This is a genomic window from Candidatus Curculioniphilus buchneri endosymbiont of Curculio glandium, from assembly GCF_964275155.1.
GTDB lineage: Bacteria > Pseudomonadota > Gammaproteobacteria > Enterobacterales > Enterobacteriaceae > Curculioniphilus > Curculioniphilus buchneri.
The window spans coordinates 266,018-285,960 of the sequence record NZ_OZ193413.1 but is presented as its reverse complement, the minus strand read 5'-3'; the positions used below and the strand labels follow the sequence as shown (position 1 = coordinate 285,960).

Below are 19,943 nucleotides of genomic sequence, written 5' to 3'. Positions count from 1 at the left end.
TACTTGTATAATATTTCGTCATTTTTAATGCACTAATATTTTATATCTATACTTGTATTGAAATACAGTATATCATATTTTAATATTTTCAGTATGATATTACATTTTTCCTAAATCTGTAAATTAAAAATATGTGATAAACAATTGCAATTGTTTCATCCTTTATTAAGATTACGATACTTACAATTTTAATTGTATTAGTGTGTAATAGCTCCTTTCATAAATATAATACATCGTCAAATTATGTTTAATTTTTACTCAAAGGCTAATAATAGTTGCGTAGATAGCTTATTTACTAATATTTTATTTAAATTATTTATCGTTCCTAAAATTTTTAGATATATATTATTCAATAAAAATTGACAATCTTATTGTGATTTAGTTTTAGATTAAAACATTTACATACTATTTATTTATGTGATTAGAATTATGACTCTTTGATAGAGAGGAATACATTATCTATACTGGATGATCATCTTTTTTGTATCCCTGTATTTTATTGTTTTACTTTATAAAAAGTAATTAGGCAATTTATTTTGAATAAATTAAAATATTCAATAATCTTTTATCAACAATAAAGATATATTACTAAACATTAATTCGAAAAATTATTGTTTACTATAACAGTACTGATGTTATATTTATAATATTTTACTTATTTTAAATTCTTTAATAAAAATTTTAGGTTGAATTATTTTATTAAAAGCGTAGAAGATAATTATATACGTTTTAAAAATTTATTTAATCAAAAATTCATATTGTATTATAAAATGAGTGCCTTGCTTTATTATCTGCCTGTTCTAGAGACACTAAAATCAGTCAGATATCCTCTGACATTCAAACGCTGAATGCTAAAATTGACCAAATTATAAATAATATAAATGCTATACGTTTTGATGCACAGGATACTAAAGATGAAGCTTTTTGTGCTAATCAACGTTTGGATGATAATCAAGTAACTTCTTACCGTAAATAATTTTTTTATTTTAAATCAAAATAACGTACTAAAGTGCTCCATTTTTTTCGTCTTGTAAGGTTTTTTTGAGAAGGTATTCAATATACGAGATTGTTAAAATAGATCTATATCTATATCTGTCATCTATATAATAATAATTTCTCAAAAAGAAAATTCGAAACTCTTGTACTAAACACTAAAATAGCAGTCTGATTGATATATTTATAACATATATAAACTTTTATTTTAAATTGAATGAATATGTTAATTATACCTATCAAATGTTTGATTAATATACCTTCTTAGTACATCATCACAGCTGTGATATACAGCTCCATTTTAGTTTATCTAAAATGTAATTTTTAGATATTTTAAATAATAGTAGCTATTTATAAAAATCTACCAAAATAGAATTTGACGACTTTTCATAATACTTCATTATCCTTTTTTAAAAAATATAAGTTAATCATTTAGGGTAATTAGTTAAGTTAAGTATCTAGTATAAATTACTTGAAATCACATTCAGTAAAATGTGACAGATGTTTTACAGGTACATCGTAAGATCTACAAAAAAATTATTGATTTTCTTTATAAATTAACTTTTTTTAAAATAAAATACTAATTTTTAATTTAAGTACTATAATTTACCTTCACGCTAAAACTAGCGTATTCTAAAATAGATAAAGATCCGAAGAATACACTCTTCAAGTTATATCGAAAAATTTAGATATAATGTTATTATGACATACTTTTCTATATCAGTTGATAGAACTGGTACCGTTGATCACTTATTTCAATAACCTAATTATTATATTATCTTTATAATAAATGTTATTGATATATCAAACTAATTCATAAAAATAAATGTACAAAAATTAAAGATTACAGTTTAGTATAATGGTCATCGTAATAGGATGGATTACTATTTTATCTTTTATATTTTTTAAATTATCTGTTACATTATCAATATTTTTCTGACTTTAAAATCAAAAATTTTATTTTTACCTGATATAAATTTAACTGAATAACTCTTATAGTTAATTTATTAGTATTATTTTTTGATCCAAAATACTTAAGTATATACTGTATTAACAGTTATTATAAAGAAGAACGAATTTTTTAAACAATTTATTTCTTATTTAAATTTAAATAAGAATCTCTGATCATCAATCTTTTAACAATATAATGATCATAAGATTTCTATAAAAAAATTGCTGTTATTTTCAAGTAAAAGCATGCTCAATTTTACATATCAATACTTCTATATCATGGTTAACAACAACACAACAACAGAGGTGGAGCAGAAGTTGTTGTGCCATCCTGTTGTATGTCTTCAAGTATCGTATTATTTGTTCAAAATGTATAACTTATGCCTATTGCTAAAATATTATCTGTTGAAATCTTTGCAGTACGAATAAAATCATCTTTAGTCAGAAGATTGATTCGATAATCAACAAAACTTAACATGTTCTTATTAAAAATATAACTAGAACTGACTTCAATATACTTTTTATAATTATGATGTACCCTGCCCTTATCATGATTGATTCTAGATTGTATATATCCGATAGCAGGACGTAAACCAAAATCTAGCTGATATTGTGCAATGAATCCAATGTTTTTAACATGTTTAGCAAATCCAAAGATTTCATGATTATCTTGATTTGAAAAATTACCAAACGGCGTCATATGATACGTTTCATTATATAAAGCTGCTAAATATAAGTCGTTAGCATCATATTTAAAACCAAGAGAATAAGCTTCAGCTCTTTTGATTTTTCCACCGTGATAATGAACGTTAGTCATCAATCCATATTGAGATTGAGTAAATTTGCTATTGGTATAAGCAGACCCGATAGACACACCTTGTCCAAAATCATAAGATATGGAAAGACCATAACCTTCACCATTTTCCGTCTGTATGTTATTAGCAATATTATCCTTGTTATTGTTTTTTCCCTGGTACTGGAATGCGACATTTAAATTATCTATTGTATTAAAGAAATTTGCATTTCGATAAGTAAGAATACTATTGGCAGGACCTGAGAGAAAATTATCTGAACATATTAGATCGCCGCTAAACTCCGGCATGGTATTTATCCAGGCTCCGATATCGTACAACACGCCATAATTACGGCCATAATCAAGACTGCCGTTTTCTCCAAACTTAAGTCCAGCAAAACTGAGTCGAGTACAATTATTTTTATCTGTCGGATTTTCAGAACGCAATTTTACTTCATGTTCCCAAGTGCCAAAACCAACTATATGATTATTAATATAGGTATTACCATGACAACCATAATAGATAGAAGAGCGGTCACCATTATTATTACTGTCAATAGATAGATAATGCGTGCTGTTAAGATTACCATATATATCTAATTTACTACCATGTTTGTTATAAACCTCAGTGGAGCTAGCAATGCCAGATGCAACCATACTCAAAACGAGTAAGGTAAAATACCTTAATTTCATTTTAATATCCTCTTTATATTCTATAGATTTCTTATCTATGACTAGTAAAAATCTATATCGTCAGAACAAAATACACGTGTATTTAACTTTTTGAGATCACAGGTAAATTGGGTAATGCACTCACTTTAGTGATGATACTAAAGAAAAAATATTATTTTAATTCGAATAACCAAAACAAACGTATGATTCTAATCTAGAAATTAAATGTAATCAAATTATTAGATACAAAATATTTTCAATATGTAATAAAAAGTTAATACACACATACACTTAATCAGATTTATTAATTTCATATAATCAGATTTATTAATTTCATATCATTGAATATATAAATATATTAATTTACCAGACTGCATATACCATTTTATTCTTTTGATAAAAATTAAAATACATTTACTATTATATGACATATAAAATATTCAAATATATCATTTTGCAACATTAAAAATTCCAATCATTATTGGCTTATAAAAATGTAGCATATATCTTAAAATAAGATATTTTATCTTTTATTTTAACATTTCTTTGCAAAATCATTTTAAATACAAGATACTATAACTAATGTATTGTTACTATGAAACGCGCATGGATGCATGCTTACGTAAGATTACTATGCTATCATGACTATGTCATATTTTTTCAGGTGTGATTAATGTAGAACATATTTGATTAATGACATACTGGCTTATAGTTTTGTCATAGGGCACATACAATGCGCCATGAATTCATGCATATTTCTTCAATGCATAGTTAGTTCAATTAATCCTAGAATAGAAGTTGGTATTCAAATCATATTGTTATTGTTTAAAATCATTTATTGAGATGATACATTGTAGTCAATAATTTAACATACTTATCGGAATATAAGTAGAGCAAGGTACATGGCTTATAATTTAATAATAAAATGTTGTTGCTATTTAAATTATTGATTATCATGTAAATAATAACTGTAATAATTAAACATTAATGCAATATATGATAGTTATGGTGTGATAATATTACCAATAGTCGTTGACTATTATTGATTAAGTAACTTAATATTACTTTTTCTGAGGATAAACTCGCTATTTATAAGTGAGTGTATTATTACTTTTCAGTACAATTAGAAATTGTTCATCAGTTTTATGCAAAATTTTTCTCTGTAATGTAAAACAAAGAATGCACGTCCGATTTTTATTTTACAATTAAATATCATAAGTATAATATCATAAGTATTCTGCTGTATTAATATGAATGATACTAAATGTTTTTATTGATGATTTGAAATAATCAACTTACGGAGACTATATACCATTTATTATTTATAATAATTTTCACAGCTAGTTAATTAGTAGTAGAACAACCTTATTTTAAATAACTATATAGATTTATCATTTAATTTATACTATATAGTTGCTCTTTTTATGTGTAGTCTAAGTATTTTCATATGTTATATGTCAGCTTTTGGATCTCTATTTTTAGAGACATAAAATTTATATTGTTTTAATTTGATTAATAGAGAATTTACATATTTTTTAAATATACTTTGCTTTTCAAGAAGTGATTAATTAAATTATCGATATTGTCTTTATGTTTTTGTCAATTTATTATAAAACAACTACTATATTATAGTTTGTACGAACTGTATTAACCTGTATTAACTAACAAAAATGTTTGTCTTAATAATAAGCACTATATCATACAATGTAATGAATATACACTTGTTCTATATTTATCAAATAAATATGGTACACAGATGTCACTTTGTTACGTATCGAATACTAATAAACACACATTAAATACTACCCTTCAGTAATTTCTTAATGGAATTCAATTAATTGAAGTAATGTGTCACATAAATGAATAATCTTACGAACATCTTTTTTTAAAAAGATATATGAACATATATCAGTGAATCTACAGTATGAAAGATAAACAAATTTGTCGTATGTCATTAGCAATTGAATTGGCTTTATATTATTAGTATAACTATACTAATTAAAATAATATACATAATCTATTCACTTTAAATATTGAAAAATGACAACATAAATTAACGTTATATCTAATTTTTTATATTGTCCTTGGTCTATTCAATATAGACCTTATCTTCCTTTATGTTATTATGCTACATGTTAAATATACAATTTAAAATACCAGTTATAGTATAATTCATATGCTTATGAAACTATACCCAATGATTGGACGTATCAGTAGCTTATTTAAGTAATGAACTAATATCTGATTATTTTTTCATCTCTTCTCAAATAATAGCCACACATACTTAACAAATATGAATTTTATAAAAAAGAATAGTTTAAAATAATCGATTTAATTCATTAAATACTACAACTCGATAAGCTACTGCCATAATAGTAGGACGATTAAAGATCGTGTTAATGAATGAAGTATTCGATAGTGTTTTCCTCTCCTTTCTGCTCTATAAGAGCTTGTCCTATATGTAGGATTTTAATAGCACACTTTCCAAAGAAATGGATACCAAGGATTTTTTATTTCACGATGAAAATAATAATTTCAAGCTACCAATATTCATTCCAATAATCTTTGCTCGTTCTAGATGTGTAAATTTTGCTTGGCTTACTTTCATAAGGCACTTGCATTGTTGTCAATTTTTGTTCAATTTTTCCAATTGAACTAATTTCAGGGATAATATATATACCAGTAGGTATATTGGAATGCAGTTAGAGATTCTCCTGAAAAAATCATTTAAGTTACAATACGGCCTTGATCGTAAGCTATGGAGGCTAAACTAGGATAACCAATTACATCACCTACTGTATAAATATGTTGGATAGTTGTTTGATGCATGTAATTAACCTTGATAAGGTATGATCATCTTCTTTGAATCCAATCTTTTTCAAGTGTAAGAGCACTTATATTACCGGTACATCCATTGGCATAAAGAAGAATATTATCTTTAATCCGTTTGCCAAAACGCATGTACACCTCAACACTATCATTCAATTCAGTTATTTTGTCGTATTCTTCATTATGTCGAATTACTATCCCATTTTCACTAAAATGATAAGATAAAGCAATCTGGATATTTCTTGATCAAAAAATGCTAATAATCGACCACGAATGTTCATTAAATCTACTTTTACATTCATGCCACGAAATATGGAAGCATACTTACAACCAATTATTCCAGCACCATAAATAATTAAATGATGAAGATCATGTTTTAAATTAAAAATAGATTTACTATCATAAATGTATGAATGAGTAAAATCTATATCATGTGGATGATGGGGTATTGAGCCACAAGCAATGATGATATATTTTTCACTAAGAACTGTGGTGCATGATCGCCATAGTTGATCTGGACGTGGTGTTCACCAACAAAACTAGCTTCTTCAATCAATATTTGACAATGATTACGTTTGTAATTTATTGCATGTAAGTTTGTGTCTGGATTACTTGATTGGAATAACGTAAAATATCAGCGATACCAGTGCAATATATGCGAATATTACTATGTAAAGGTAAAGGAATGTGATTTAATTCAATAATTGTTCTGATTGTTTGATGCAATGTGTTTAATGGAATAGTCTTCCCCAATGAGTACAGCTATTACCAACGTAGTCATGATGTAATAATAGCAACATGTACATCATATTTACTTAATCCCATAAGCTCTCTCGCCACTAGGTCTTGAACCAATAATAATTACATCGTAATCATACTTAGGTTGTATAGTTTTCTAATTTTGTTAGTTAAGAAACATTAATTTAAATTACATACTATATATAATATATTCAGTTCCAATATTAGAATTAATATAATTTATGTACATTAGTAGACAATAGAACGTTGTCTAAGAATATTTCTTGTATTATGTTAATTTTAATTCAACAACATATTTAAGATATGTAAGTTATTATAATAAATGACTGTCAATCATTATATATCAGAATGATAATGGTATTTACATACTAAATGAGTGATCTTATAATTAAGATGTGTTATATTTATCTCTATTTTGATAATATGATCGAATATCATAAATACTTATTATGTTATGATAATATATAGACTGAGATTATATAGAAATTAAAGTTACAATGTTATTGTAAATTGATTTTTTAGTAAAATAATGAGGAAATTATTTTCTATATTTTTATACGGGTTAAAACACATTACACATATCGAGTACAGCTCACTCGAGATCTTCATTTATTAAATCATTGCTTTCATTAGATTATTAAATCAAATATATTGATACCATTATTCAAATTTTAAATTTTATCCTCATAGCAAGAATATAAAATTATTTCATCTGATTAAATATTAAGTAATTAGTTAGGATGGTTTCATAGGTTGTTAACGATGCAAAAAATAATATATTAATTATATAGAATCAATGTATTACACTACGAGAGTGAACAAAGAATTGTAATTTAACAAGTTGTTGACATTAACAAGCAATATCTAATCAAGATTATAGACTATTAATACTATAGAAATCTTTATTTTATAATTCATGATTTTAAAATCAATAAATTTTTATAGCTATTGTACACTTTACAAAATTAACTGCAAAATTAATAAAATATAAGATAATTTTGCATAAATATTACTGTGTGAGCAATATGTATCAATTTTTTAGAACTATTTCCATCCATCCTAAGTGGATCAGCTACTATGATATTTTTTTCAAAAATTAGGAGAAACACTATAAATAGTATTTTAAATCAATTTAGTGATAAACATAATATGTATTATAAGAATAATGTATTGCCTAAATATTACATAATGCAGTGTTTTTTAAATTCTGTATATTAAATTAAAAAAGTATATTACAATTTCATTATCTAATACTTATCTAACATTAATTTTGACAAGTAATATTAAATGATCATTTTTAATATTATTTACATGAAAAGATAAATTAATGTACTCAATTAGATATTTATTACTAGTACATAACAACAATATCATGATGCTGTTGATGAGTTAGCAACTTTATACTAAATTTTCTAATTTATCTCAAAATAATATTTTTCTTATGGTTATTAAATTGAAAAATAAACAAATTAAGATAAAATCTAAAATTTCTGATTTTAGAACTATAAAATGCCCTACTATTCTAATTATAGACTCGGGTGTAGGAGGCTTGTCAATATACGACAAAGTCAGACAATTATTGCCACATGTTTGTTATTTATATGTTTTTGATAATGCGGCCTTTCCTTATGGGAATAAAACGACACAGTTCATTATAGATCGAATGATAGTTATCATAAATGCTATGAGTATCCTGCATCAATTAGATTTAGTTATTTTAGCTTGTAATACAGCCAGCACTGCATCATTACCATTGTTGAGAAATTATTTTAATTTCCCAATTATTGGCGTAGTCCCAGCTATCAAACCAGCAGCAAAGATCACTCGTAATGGCATCATTGGTCTTTTAGCAACTCATGCTACTGTGCAATGTTCCTATGTTTATGCTTTAATAAATCAGTTTGCAAAGAATTGCCAAATTTTGCGATTTAGTGCACCTGAACTTGTAGAACTAGCAGAAGCAAAATTTTATGGAGAAGTTGTTTCGTTATCGACACTACGCCAACTTTTTCATCCTTGGTTAAGTATGATCGATGCACCGGATACCATCGTGCTTGGCTGTACTCATTTTCCATTTCTTAATCGAGAACTTCAAACAATTTTTCCTCATAGTACTTACCTAGTTGACTCTGGAACAGCTATTGCTTACCGTACTCTGTGGTTAGTAAATCATTGTTTAAATATAAATTGCACACAAGATTTTTCTAAATTTAACCAAGTTTATTGTCTTACTACTACCATGACTAAAAAAGTAGTCACTATGATGTCGAATTTAAATCATTATGGCTTTAAATCAATTAAGCAATTAATAATTTAATAATTAGTAAATTAGATTATGTTAAATATAGACTTCTTGAGTCTCGAACTTTAACTTAAAACTAACATTCAACTCTATAGTTAGAGTATAATATGTTATTTAAATACTTTCGTAATATTATTTTAATAATAGTTAATTATATTAAATTATTTATTATTAGTTGATATATAAGAAATTTTGCAGATTTAATTTATCTATGTTCATCAGAAATATTTGAATGTACACCATTTAAAATTCATGAATCAATTCTATTTGGAACATCTTGGAACATCTTTATTGAGATAATTAACAAAATAATTTTTTATTAATTAAAGTTTTAGAAGTTTAGCAATCAAATTAATTACATTATTTAAATATTCAAAATAATCTATACATATATCTTTTTATACATCAAAAAAAATACAAGTTCTAATAAATATTAGATTTGGTTTTTTAAATATTAATATATCATGTTAATTCTGTCATAATAAAGTGAAAGAATTAACTGAAATTATATTTATCAGTAAAAGATAAATAAATTGTCTACATTGTATAGGTTAAATAGCCATGGTTTTTAATTATAAAATACATGATGATTTAATTCTGTGTTTAAATCCATAGCTATACACAGCTATTTTATCATAATCATAGCTGATAGATATATAAGTTAAAAAAAGTAAGAGAAAGTAATATATAGTTTAGACTAATTATCTTTAAAAATGATATAATTCTTAGAATCATATAGTAATTTAAATAATCATCATCTAATAGATAAGTTTTTTTAAAAAATAGAAGAAATGGAATTTAATAATTCTTTTACGACATATAAAATTTCTTTATCTTTGTAAGAGTGTTATTAATGACATATCCATTTTATGGATATATGAAATTTTTAACACTTTGTAAAAACTCGACTATCTATCTTATGGTTCATCCTTACATATCGAAATAATCAATCATTATTAATAATATTTTGAAAATCAACATGCATAGAATAATGAAATTATTAATTTTGAATAAAATTCATAATATAATATTATTAATTGTATGTTATAGTAAATATATAAAAACATGCACAATAGTGCATGCTTTTCAATATCAGACAAGTTTGATAAAAAAATTTTATACATTAACATTAAAAAAATAAAATTTAATATGTCCTATTTTAGGATGAATTATTAGCTACCATAATGTTTTACATCATAAATATCATATGTTATATAATATGATACTCCATTAGTAATAGCTAGAAAAGATTTATATACAAATATCATGAAGATATTAAATAAAGTCATTAATCATTATTAGCATATGTTACTTTTTTATTTATTAGGATGAACTATTCTAAAAATAACCAATCGATAAATCATACTTGAATTTAATCTATTGCAGGTTTTTTAAAGTACTAACCTACTTTAGTACATCAAAAAATTAATGAAGACGTTAAATAGGATAAAATAAATTGTCTGAAAAACATAATTAAAAAAATATTATCATTATGTTATTAAAAGTTAATCGTCTTGCTATAGGATCATTTTAAAAAAAGGTCATATATATTTTTGATAGCACAATTGCTCATCGATATGAATAGAGCATGTATGTTGTGGCAACATCCATCGTTTCATTAACTCCTGTGCTAAAGATGGATAATTTTGATAAATATACCATGCAAGACGTTGAACTTCAGGAAGCATATCTTGATCACGTAGCAGACTTGCTATCCTAAATTTTATATTGCCAGCTTGACGAGTACCAAACAAATCCCCAGGACCTCGCATGTCTAAATCACGTTGCGCAATAGTAAAGCCATCATTATTATCACGTAATATTTGTAGACGAGCTTTTGCAACTTTCTTAAGTGGAGGCTTATATAGTAGTACACAATGAGAAGCTTTTGTACCACGTCCTACTCGTCCGCGTAGCTGATGTAATTGTGCTAAACCAAGACGCTCAGGATTTTCGATAATTATAAGGCTAGCGTTAGGTACGTCCACACCAACTTCAATGACTGTAGTTGCTACCAGCAAATCTATTTTTCCTAATTTAAAATTTTTCATTAATTCCTGTTTTTCTTGTGTTTTTAATCGACCATGAATCAAATTGATTTTTAATTCAGGCAGCGCATTTTTTAATTTTTTAAAAGTGACTTTAGCCTCTTGTGCTTCAGTCATTGCTGAACTTTCTATTAGTGTACAAATCCAATAAATTTGACGTTGCTCATTTAAACAAACCTGACGGATACGCTGAATAATTTCTGTACGTCGAGTATCTGGAATAATAGCTGTTACTACTGGTATTCTTGTCGGAGGTAATTCATCGATGATTGAAATATTAAGATCAGCATAAATGCTCATTGCTAGGGTTCGAGGAATAGGTGTAGAAGTCATAATTAATTGATGTGGATAAAAACCTTTGGATAAACCTTTTTTCCAAAACGCTAACCTTTGATGTACGCCAAAACGATGTTGTTCGTCAATAATCACCAATGATAGCCTTGCAAAGCTTATTTGATCTTGAAAAATTGCATGAGTTCCAACTACCATTTCTATGTGACCTTTGGCAATTGCATTCCGTTGTGTCTCACGTATTTTACAATTTTGTTTACCGGCCAACCAACCAGATTGAATACCTAACGGCGAAAACCAATCTTTAAAATTATGTGCATGTTGTTCAGCTAGCAATTCTGTAGGCACCATAAGGGCTACTTGTTGACCATTGCTAATAGCTTTTAAAGCAGCTAATGCTGCTACAAGTGTTTTACCAGATCCCACATCTCCCTGTACTAACCGTATCATAGGTACGTCACATGCCAAATCTTGATGAATTTCTGCTATTACGCGCTTTTGAGCATTTGTAAGAGAAAATGGCAAAGCAGTAATAAAGCGCTTTGTTAAATCAGTATTGTTTTGTAGCGGCATAGCCCGATATTTTTGTATATTATCTCTGATTGCTAACATACTTAAATGATAGGCTAACAACTCTTCAAAAATTAATCTTCGTTGTGCTGGATGGGAGTACTGTGCTAATTCATTTAGTGATATGTTTGTCGACGGACGATGTAATATACGGACTGCATCAGCTAAACTCATCATGTTATAATTTAATTCTGGTGGTAATAATTCAGACATCGATGTGCAATTAAGTATTGCAAGAATCTGATCGATTGCGTTTCGTAATATCGTTTGACGTACTCCTGCTATAGTAGGATAAATTGGAGTCAAAGTTGTAGTCAGTACTATACGTTTACGTTTTCTTACAACATATTCTGGATGAATAATTTCTTTACTTCCGTATCGATCTTGTTTAATTGTCCCATAAGCAGATATCCACTGACCTGGAAAAAAACTATTTTTCATCCTTTCATTGAACTTAAAAAAACGAAGCATCAAAACTCCGCTATCGTCACGTAAAAGGCAACTTAGCATTCGTTGTCGACCAAAACTAACAGTTCTATTTAAAACTGTACCTTGTACAGCGACCTTCCTTCCAGGAAGGACTTTTTCTATGGGAAAGAATCTGCTTCTATCCTCATATCGGATTGGAAGATATAACAGTAAATCTTGAAAACTTTTAAGTCCAAATTGAGTAAGTTTATTGATGAAATATGGATTGATCTTTGATAACGTCTTAAGCGATATAGCATTTAAAAAAATCCCTTTATTCACATCAAGACTCCACAGTTTATGATAGTGACATATTACTCCAATAAAGCTATAAATTTCATCTGAAAATAATCTTTTGACAGCATGTAAAATATTCAAAGTAGCGATCATTAGTCCTTCAGAAACAATAGGCTATATAATTTATTTTACATATCTTTATTTTATCTTGAGATTTTGTGAAGCAATACCAGTGTATTAATACATATAGTCAAGTTATTTAACAGGTTCTGAGAGATAAATACATTTTTTATTATTTTTATAATGATGTATAATTCCTCGCACATTGATACTGTATCAGTATTGGATTAGTATAAGTTTATCTAATTTTTATGGGATAATAAATACCATAATATAATTCATGAAAAATCATCAATTTTATTAAGAACTAAAATAAATAATAATTTTATCTTTAAAGATAGCAAAAAGTCGGTGATAACATTCAGATAAAATAATAAGAGTATGCTATCGCGATGTTTAATTAATATAGTGTGAAAATTAGCATTTTATGCTAATTCTAATAGAATACTTTAAATATTATTAGCAACAACACTTATGGAATAAGTTAAATTAATTGCAGCCACTAAATTTTGATCTGTTAGTATGACTATTTCGTTGTTGCATAATTTTTTTGAATATTTTCTAAAGAAATATTAGCTAATTTTTTATTTTTATTTAATTTATACATTGACAATTTATATTCTAAATTGGTTAAATTGTCGTGGTTAATAGTTTTAAGCATCCGACGCACTTTTACTCGTGCCTTAGAACTTACAATAAAATTTAGCCAAGAAGCACTAGGACAAGCGCTAGGAGAAGTAATAATTTCTACAGTTTGACCACTATTAAGTGGTTGAGATAAGGGATACATCCTCTATCTACTCGTGCACCGACGCACGTATTACCGATAAAAGTATGCACTGCATAAGCAAAATCAACAGGAGTAGCGCCAGCTGGCAATTCAATAATCAGTCCTTCCGGAGTAAATACGTAAATTTCATCAGGAAATAAATCAAATTTAACATTTTCGATAAATTCAAATGCACTGCCAGCACTTTTTTGTAATTCAAGTAAACTTTTCATCCAGCGTTGCGCACACATTTGAGTTTGAGTTGTAGTACTAATTTCACCTTGCTCTTTGTGTATCCAATGTGCTGCAACTCCCATCTCAGCCATTTGATCCATATCTTCTGTACGTATTTGTACTTCTACCGGTACACCGTGTGGACCTATCATGGAAGTATGCAAAGCTTGATAACCGTTAGCCTTAGGTATGGAAATATAATCTTTTACTTTTCCTGGTCGAGGTTTATATAAGCTATGCATTTGGCCTAATACCCGATAGCAAGCATCTACATCTATTACGATCACCCTAAATGTATAAATATTCATAATAGACTGAAAACGTTGATCTTTTAAATGCATTTTACAATAAATAGAGTAAGGATGTTTTTCTCTTTCACTAACGCGACATGGAATTCCTACTTCAATTAATCTTTCTTCTATTTCTGTAAGAATTTTTTGAATTACTTCCGTATGATTTCTTCGAGATACTTTAACTACATTTTTAATAATTCTATAACAATTAGGATACAGCGCTTCAAACCCTAGTTCTTCAAGTTCTATTTTTATATGATAAATACCTAATCGGTGAGCTAATGGACTATAAATTTCTAATGTTTCTCGCGCGATACGACGACATTTATCTGGTCGAAGAGCACCGAGAGTGCGCATATTGTGGGTGCGATCAGCTAATTTGATAAATATAACTCTGATATCTTGTACCATTGCCATAATCATTTTTTGAAAGTTTTCAACTTGTGCTTCTTGTTTATTTCTAAACTTAAGTTTATATAACTTAGAAACGCCTTCGATAAGTATAGCTACTTTTGTTCCAAATAGTGTTTCCATATCTCGATATGTAACCGCAGTGTCCTCAATGACATCGTGTAAAAGTGCTGCCATTAAAGTTTCGTGATCGAGACGCATCTCAGCTAAAATACAAGCTACTGCCACGGGATGGGTAATATAAGATTCGCCACTAGAACGAGTTTGTCCCTCGTGTGCATCACGAGCAAAAAGATAAGCTTGCCGAAGAAGTGTAATTTGATATTCAGGCAAATAGAGTTGAATCAGTAGATTCAGAGTTTTAAACAGATACAAAATAGACTAGTTACCTGAGCTATTAACAAAAATTTTTATTAATCACGATAATAACTTTATTATCTACTAGTTTATTCGTTTGATATACCTGGTCCATTATATCAATCCAATATTTTATTAGTGATTAGACCTTCTTCTATTTCACGCAAAGCAATTACAGTATACTTGTCATTTTCTTTTGGAACCAATGAATTTTGACCTCCAATCTGGATTTGACGGGCACGATGTGCTGCAACGAGCACTAGATCAAACCGATTTCCAATTTTTTCAACGGCATCTTGTACAGTGATACGTGCCATATATGAGTTACTCCATAATTAAATAAGTTACTAGCATATTATTAAAATATACGTCAGTCTGCTAATAATGTTCTTATTAATGTATCATGACGTAATTTTTGACGATTAACGCGTAATCTTTCACATTGAATAATAGTTTTTAAATCATTGAGTGCAGCATTAAAATTATCATTGATAATTAAGTAATCATATTCGTCATAGTGTATAATTTCGGAAACTGCTTGTATCATACGCTGAGTAATTATTTCTTCGCTATCTTGACCACGACTGCGCAGTCTCCGATCAAGCTCTTTTTTAGATGGAGGTAAAATAAAAATGCTACATACATTGGGTGCATTCCGTCGGATCTGCTGTGCTCCTTGCCAATCTATATCAAGCAGCGTAGTAACATCTATTTCAAAAACCTGTTTAATTGTCTGTCGCGCAGTGCCATAATAATTACCAAAAATTTTTGCGTGTTCTAGAAAAGCTCTTTCAGAAATCATCTTCTCAAATTCAGCTACGGATATAAAAAAATAATGTTGTCCATGTCTTTCTCCAGGTCTCATATCACGGGTAGTATGCGAGATAGCTACTTGTGTATCATAAAAAGTCCGTTTTTTAAGTAATGCTTTGATTAAACTGGATTTTCCAGAACCGCTTGGCGCAGAAATGATATATAACATATCTAAAATCATCATGAAATAGTCAATTAGGTTATAAAACGGAATTGATTGTACATGTCATAACGTAAACGTAATAGTGATCTAGTAGCACATTGCTAATGATAAAAAAGTCTGTAATCAACGAAAAATTATCGATTTCAGTATGCAGTATAGTTCATGCCATAAATTCAATTTTTTCTAGTCTTTTAATTAAAAAACATCCAGATAATATATCGTTTTTAATTTAAAAAATTCGCGTGTATAACATATATTAATAGTTAAATAACTATCAAAATATTCTGACAACTATTCAGTTGTTTCTTAGTAAAAATTAATGGTAGATTAGTATCATAATTTTTATTATTTTTTATATTTCAAGTATATCTATAATTTTGTTGAAGTTCTTTAACTTCTCTTCGAGAGAACCGAAAGTATATACCTTAAAAGTATATTATAAATATTTCTTATAATATGTAACTTTTACGATCTTTTTTTATGAAATGGATATATATCTTCTGATCTTTGGTAAGATTTTATTGTTATAGAATTTTTCCTTTTTCTAATACGATCTTTAATCGTGATTAAAGTATAATATGAAACATTTATACAGTATGGTAATGCTGGCAGCACTAATTTTACTAATACTTCATTCAATTTAAAAATTTTATTTTTAATACCGATATACTGTTGTTTAGTAAAAAGCTATTCACTTCTTTTTTTAAACGATAATATACAAGAAAATTTTATTTTGACAAAAATATAGACCAATTTATTCTATTGTTAATCTTTTTTTATATCGTTATAACCACTAGTTGCTTTAAAGGTAAATAAATGTTCATAAAATATGGTTATTTATAGAAAATATAATTTATGCTAAATAAACATTTATCTTTAAAAAAGAAACGTCTAAATTATTTTTAGCTTATACTTGTCTAGTAAGACAAGACATACCCTTTCTTCATTATTGACTATTTACGATAATTTATCAAAATTTTTAAAAATTAAAACATGTTTATAAAATAAAGATATATATCTTATTCAGAGTATAGTACCTATTTATATATAATAGGTTTGATGAACATTCAAGTATTATTTGTATTAAATTACAAAATTTATATTTTATATTAAGTTACATATGCAAGTACATGATTATTTAGAACATAAATACATTTATTCATAAAAAATTAACATGCGATATTATAATTGATATTAAAAATTTAATGTAATTAAATATTACAAAATACTCAGTATTTTAGTAAGCTTTAATATAAATCAAAATAATAATGAAATATGTTACATTTATATTTTAAGTAAATATATAAAATTAAAATATTTTTATTAAAATTAAATATTCGTAAAGCTTATGGGTGACTAAAAATTACTTAACAAATAGATATTATCTTAAATTGACTTCTTACTAATATTAAAATCATATATTTAAAATACGTTTAGTTTAAATATTAATTAATATAGCATAAATATATTATTATTGTATTCCTACTATTAAATAGTAGACCAGTGAATTTTTGTAAATTTAAAAATACAAATAATAAATATGTAATTATATTAACCAGTGAATTTAACTGGCATTTTTATGCCATGGTATTTCTTTTTAAGAAACACTGTATATTTTGAATAAAATATTCATTAATAAATTAGACAACAGCGTTAAATAATAATGAAATTATTCAGACCTACAATACATCATTATAGCGAATGATCCAATTAGGATCATGTATATAAATTAAAATATGATATATTTTTCTAATTGATTGATTTAAAATGCCGTAAAAAAAGGCAATATAACACTGCGTATCAAATATTTTGACAAAAATGTATCGTATAAAGTCATTCTACTATAGATAATAGTATTAAAAATTAAACATTAAGTACACTATAAAATGTTTATTGCAATGATAATAATCAATTATAACATTAGAGATAATATTCATATACATGAACCAACATATTAGTTGTGATTAAAATAGTTACCTTAAATAGAAGATGTAGTATAAACACATATTACTTTATAAAGAACTGACTTAAAAAACGCTAGTTTTTATAGTAGTTTATTTAGGCATTTTGTTTTAACAATCGAAAAAACATTTTTCAATATAAGATTGACTATCATTTTGAGTTAAAGTATATATTTTAATTTTAAAAATAGAATTTATTATTTTTACGTTTTTTTTAAAATTTTTATAAAAATTTTTACGTGTAATATGAACTATGAACATAGATATAAAAAATTACGTTTAGTTATAGATATAATTTTATTAAGTATTACATCATTATATGATGCGTGATCACAATCGTACCATTAGTACGATTTTAATAATCAATAGCACTACAATTCAGATATTAACCTGCATGACAATAAGTATAAAAGATTAAAATTTGTTCAACCTAAATAAAAGAAAATTAGTAAAATTTAAACAGTAAAATATTCTCTACATTGACATTGTGTAATGTAATTAATCTAGATGCAGACATCTAGTAAAAAAATATTTAGATCATACGATCTACCACAGATCTTAACCTTACTTAGGATATTAATAAGACGTATTTATTTAAATTTTTTTAATATTAAATAAATCAACAAATTTGAAATATAGGATAAACATCCTATATTATATTTCTACGGAAATAGCCAATATATTTAATCTATTCACAGAAACTATATATTATATCTTATAATAAATGTACTATTGTCCGTATTCAATCTACTATGATTGCTATAGCTTAAAATCTTTTAGATCGTCGTTGGTTACCTCAGAATCAATTTGACCTACTAAATAAGAACTAACTTCAACTTCTTGAGGTGCTACTTGTACATTGTCTGATACTAGCCATGAATTAATCCATGGAATTGGATTAGAACGAATTTCAAAGGGAAGTTTTAAACCAACTGCATGCATACGTATATTAGTAATATACTCTATATATTGACAAAGTATTTCTTTATTTAAACCAATCATAGATCCGTCTTGAAAAAGATAACTTGACCAATCTTTTTCTTGCTGCGCTGCTAACAAAAATAGAGAATAACTTTCTTGCTGACATTCATGTGCAATATCAGCCATTTCTGGATCATCTATACCAGAACGCATTAAATGCAACATATACTGAGTTCCGGTCAAGTGCAATGCTTCATCTCGAGCAATAAAACGAATTATTTTAGCATTACCTTCCATTAATTCTCGTTCAGCAAAAGCAAATGAACAAGCAAAACTAACATAAAAACGAATTGCTTCTAATGCATTTACACTCATTAAACATAAATACAATTTTTTCTTTAAGTTATGTAAATCAACCTTTATTGAATTACCATTTACTTGATGTATTCCTGTGCCTAAAAGATAATAATAACTAGTCAATTCAATTAGATTATCATAGTACCTAGAGATATCTTTAGCACGTTTCAAAATATCTTTATTAGACACAATATCATCAAAAACAAAAGATGGATGATTAACGATATTACGGATAATATGAGTATAAGATCTTGAGTGTATAGTTTCTGAAAATGCCCAAGTTTCGACCCACGTTTCTAATTCAGGAATAGAAATTAACGGTAACAACGCGATATTTGGACTGCGTCCTTGAATAGAGTCCAGTAGTGTTTGATATTTTAGGTTACTAATAAAGATATGTTTTTCATGTTCTTGCAGTGATTGATAATCAATACGATCTCTCGACACATCAACTTCTTCTGGACGCCAAAAAAAAGACAATTGCTTTTCAATTAATTTTTCAAAAACATTATATTTCTGCTGATCGAAACGTGCGACATTAACTGATTGACCAAAAAACATTGGTTCCAAAAGTTGATTATTTTTAAACATTGAAAAAGTAGTATAGGCCATATGATTATTCCAAGTGCAT

At 26.8% G+C, this 19,943-nt stretch carries 5 protein-coding genes and 4 pseudogenes; 2 read left to right on the top strand and 7 right to left on the bottom strand.

Going from position 1 to position 19,943, the window contains the following annotated elements; translation table 11 throughout:
• Positions 1 to 784 precede the first annotated feature (784 nt).
• Positions 785 to 976 (top strand): annotated as a pseudogene (locus ACICP0_RS00830) (LPP leucine zipper domain-containing protein); the annotation flags it as partial.
• A 1,332-nt stretch (positions 977 to 2,308) separates the two neighbouring features.
• Here ACICP0_RS00830 and ACICP0_RS00825 read toward each other — a convergent pair.
• Positions 2,309 to 3,430: a porin gene (locus ACICP0_RS00825; RefSeq protein WP_395480066.1), complete on the bottom strand. Its 1,122-nt coding sequence runs from the start codon at positions 3,428 to 3,430 to the stop codon at positions 2,309 to 2,311.
• A gap of 2,296 nt (positions 3,431 to 5,726) precedes the next feature.
• A pseudogene (sthA, locus tag ACICP0_RS00820) lies at positions 5,727 to 7,127 on the bottom strand (Si-specific NAD(P)(+) transhydrogenase).
• 1,311 nt (positions 7,128 to 8,438) lie between these two features.
• Between sthA and murI the strand changes: the two are divergent.
• Positions 8,439 to 9,314, top strand: a complete 876-nt coding sequence (murI, locus tag ACICP0_RS00815; RefSeq protein ID WP_395480065.1) for a glutamate racemase — start codon at positions 8,439 to 8,441, stop codon at positions 9,312 to 9,314.
• 1,526 nt (positions 9,315 to 10,840) lie between these two features.
• Here murI and recG read toward each other — a convergent pair.
• The 5 genes and pseudogenes from recG to nrdB all read right to left on the bottom strand — a co-directional run bounded on the left by recG (position 10,841) and on the right by nrdB (position 19,924).
• Complete coding sequence (recG, locus tag ACICP0_RS00810; RefSeq protein WP_395480064.1) at positions 10,841 to 12,958, bottom strand: ATP-dependent DNA helicase RecG; 2,118 nt, start codon at positions 12,956 to 12,958, stop codon at positions 10,841 to 10,843.
• Between the two features lie 726 nt (positions 12,959 to 13,684).
• A pseudogene (locus ACICP0_RS00805) lies at positions 13,685 to 15,115 on the bottom strand (RelA/SpoT family protein); the annotation flags it as partial.
• 104 nt (positions 15,116 to 15,219) lie between these two features.
• Positions 15,220 to 15,414: pseudogene (gene rpoZ, locus ACICP0_RS00800) on the bottom strand (DNA-directed RNA polymerase subunit omega); the annotation flags it as partial.
• A gap of 53 nt (positions 15,415 to 15,467) precedes the next feature.
• Positions 15,468 to 16,091 carry a guanylate kinase gene (gmk, locus tag ACICP0_RS00795; RefSeq protein ID WP_395480228.1) on the bottom strand — a complete coding sequence of 208 codons (624 nt, stop codon included), beginning with the start codon at positions 16,089 to 16,091 and terminating at the stop codon, positions 15,468 to 15,470.
• 2,702 nt (positions 16,092 to 18,793) lie between these two features.
• Positions 18,794 to 19,924 carry a class Ia ribonucleoside-diphosphate reductase subunit beta gene (nrdB, locus tag ACICP0_RS00790; protein WP_395480063.1) on the bottom strand — a complete coding sequence of 377 codons (1,131 nt, stop codon included), beginning with the start codon at positions 19,922 to 19,924 and terminating at the stop codon, positions 18,794 to 18,796.
• Positions 19,925 to 19,943: the final 19 nt, after the last annotated feature.

Coding starts and splice junctions, on each gene's coding strand:
- murI (WP_395480065.1), top strand. CDS start 8,439: ATGGTTATTAAATTGAAAAATAAACAAATTAAGATAAAATCTAAAATT.
- gmk (WP_395480228.1), bottom strand. CDS start 16,091: ATGATTTTAGATATGTTATATATCATTTCTGCGCCAAGCGGTTCTGGA.
- nrdB (WP_395480063.1), bottom strand. CDS start 19,924: ATGGCCTATACTACTTTTTCAATGTTTAAAAATAATCAACTTTTGGAA.
- ACICP0_RS00825 (WP_395480066.1), bottom strand. CDS start 3,430: ATGAAATTAAGGTATTTTACCTTACTCGTTTTGAGTATGGTTGCATCT.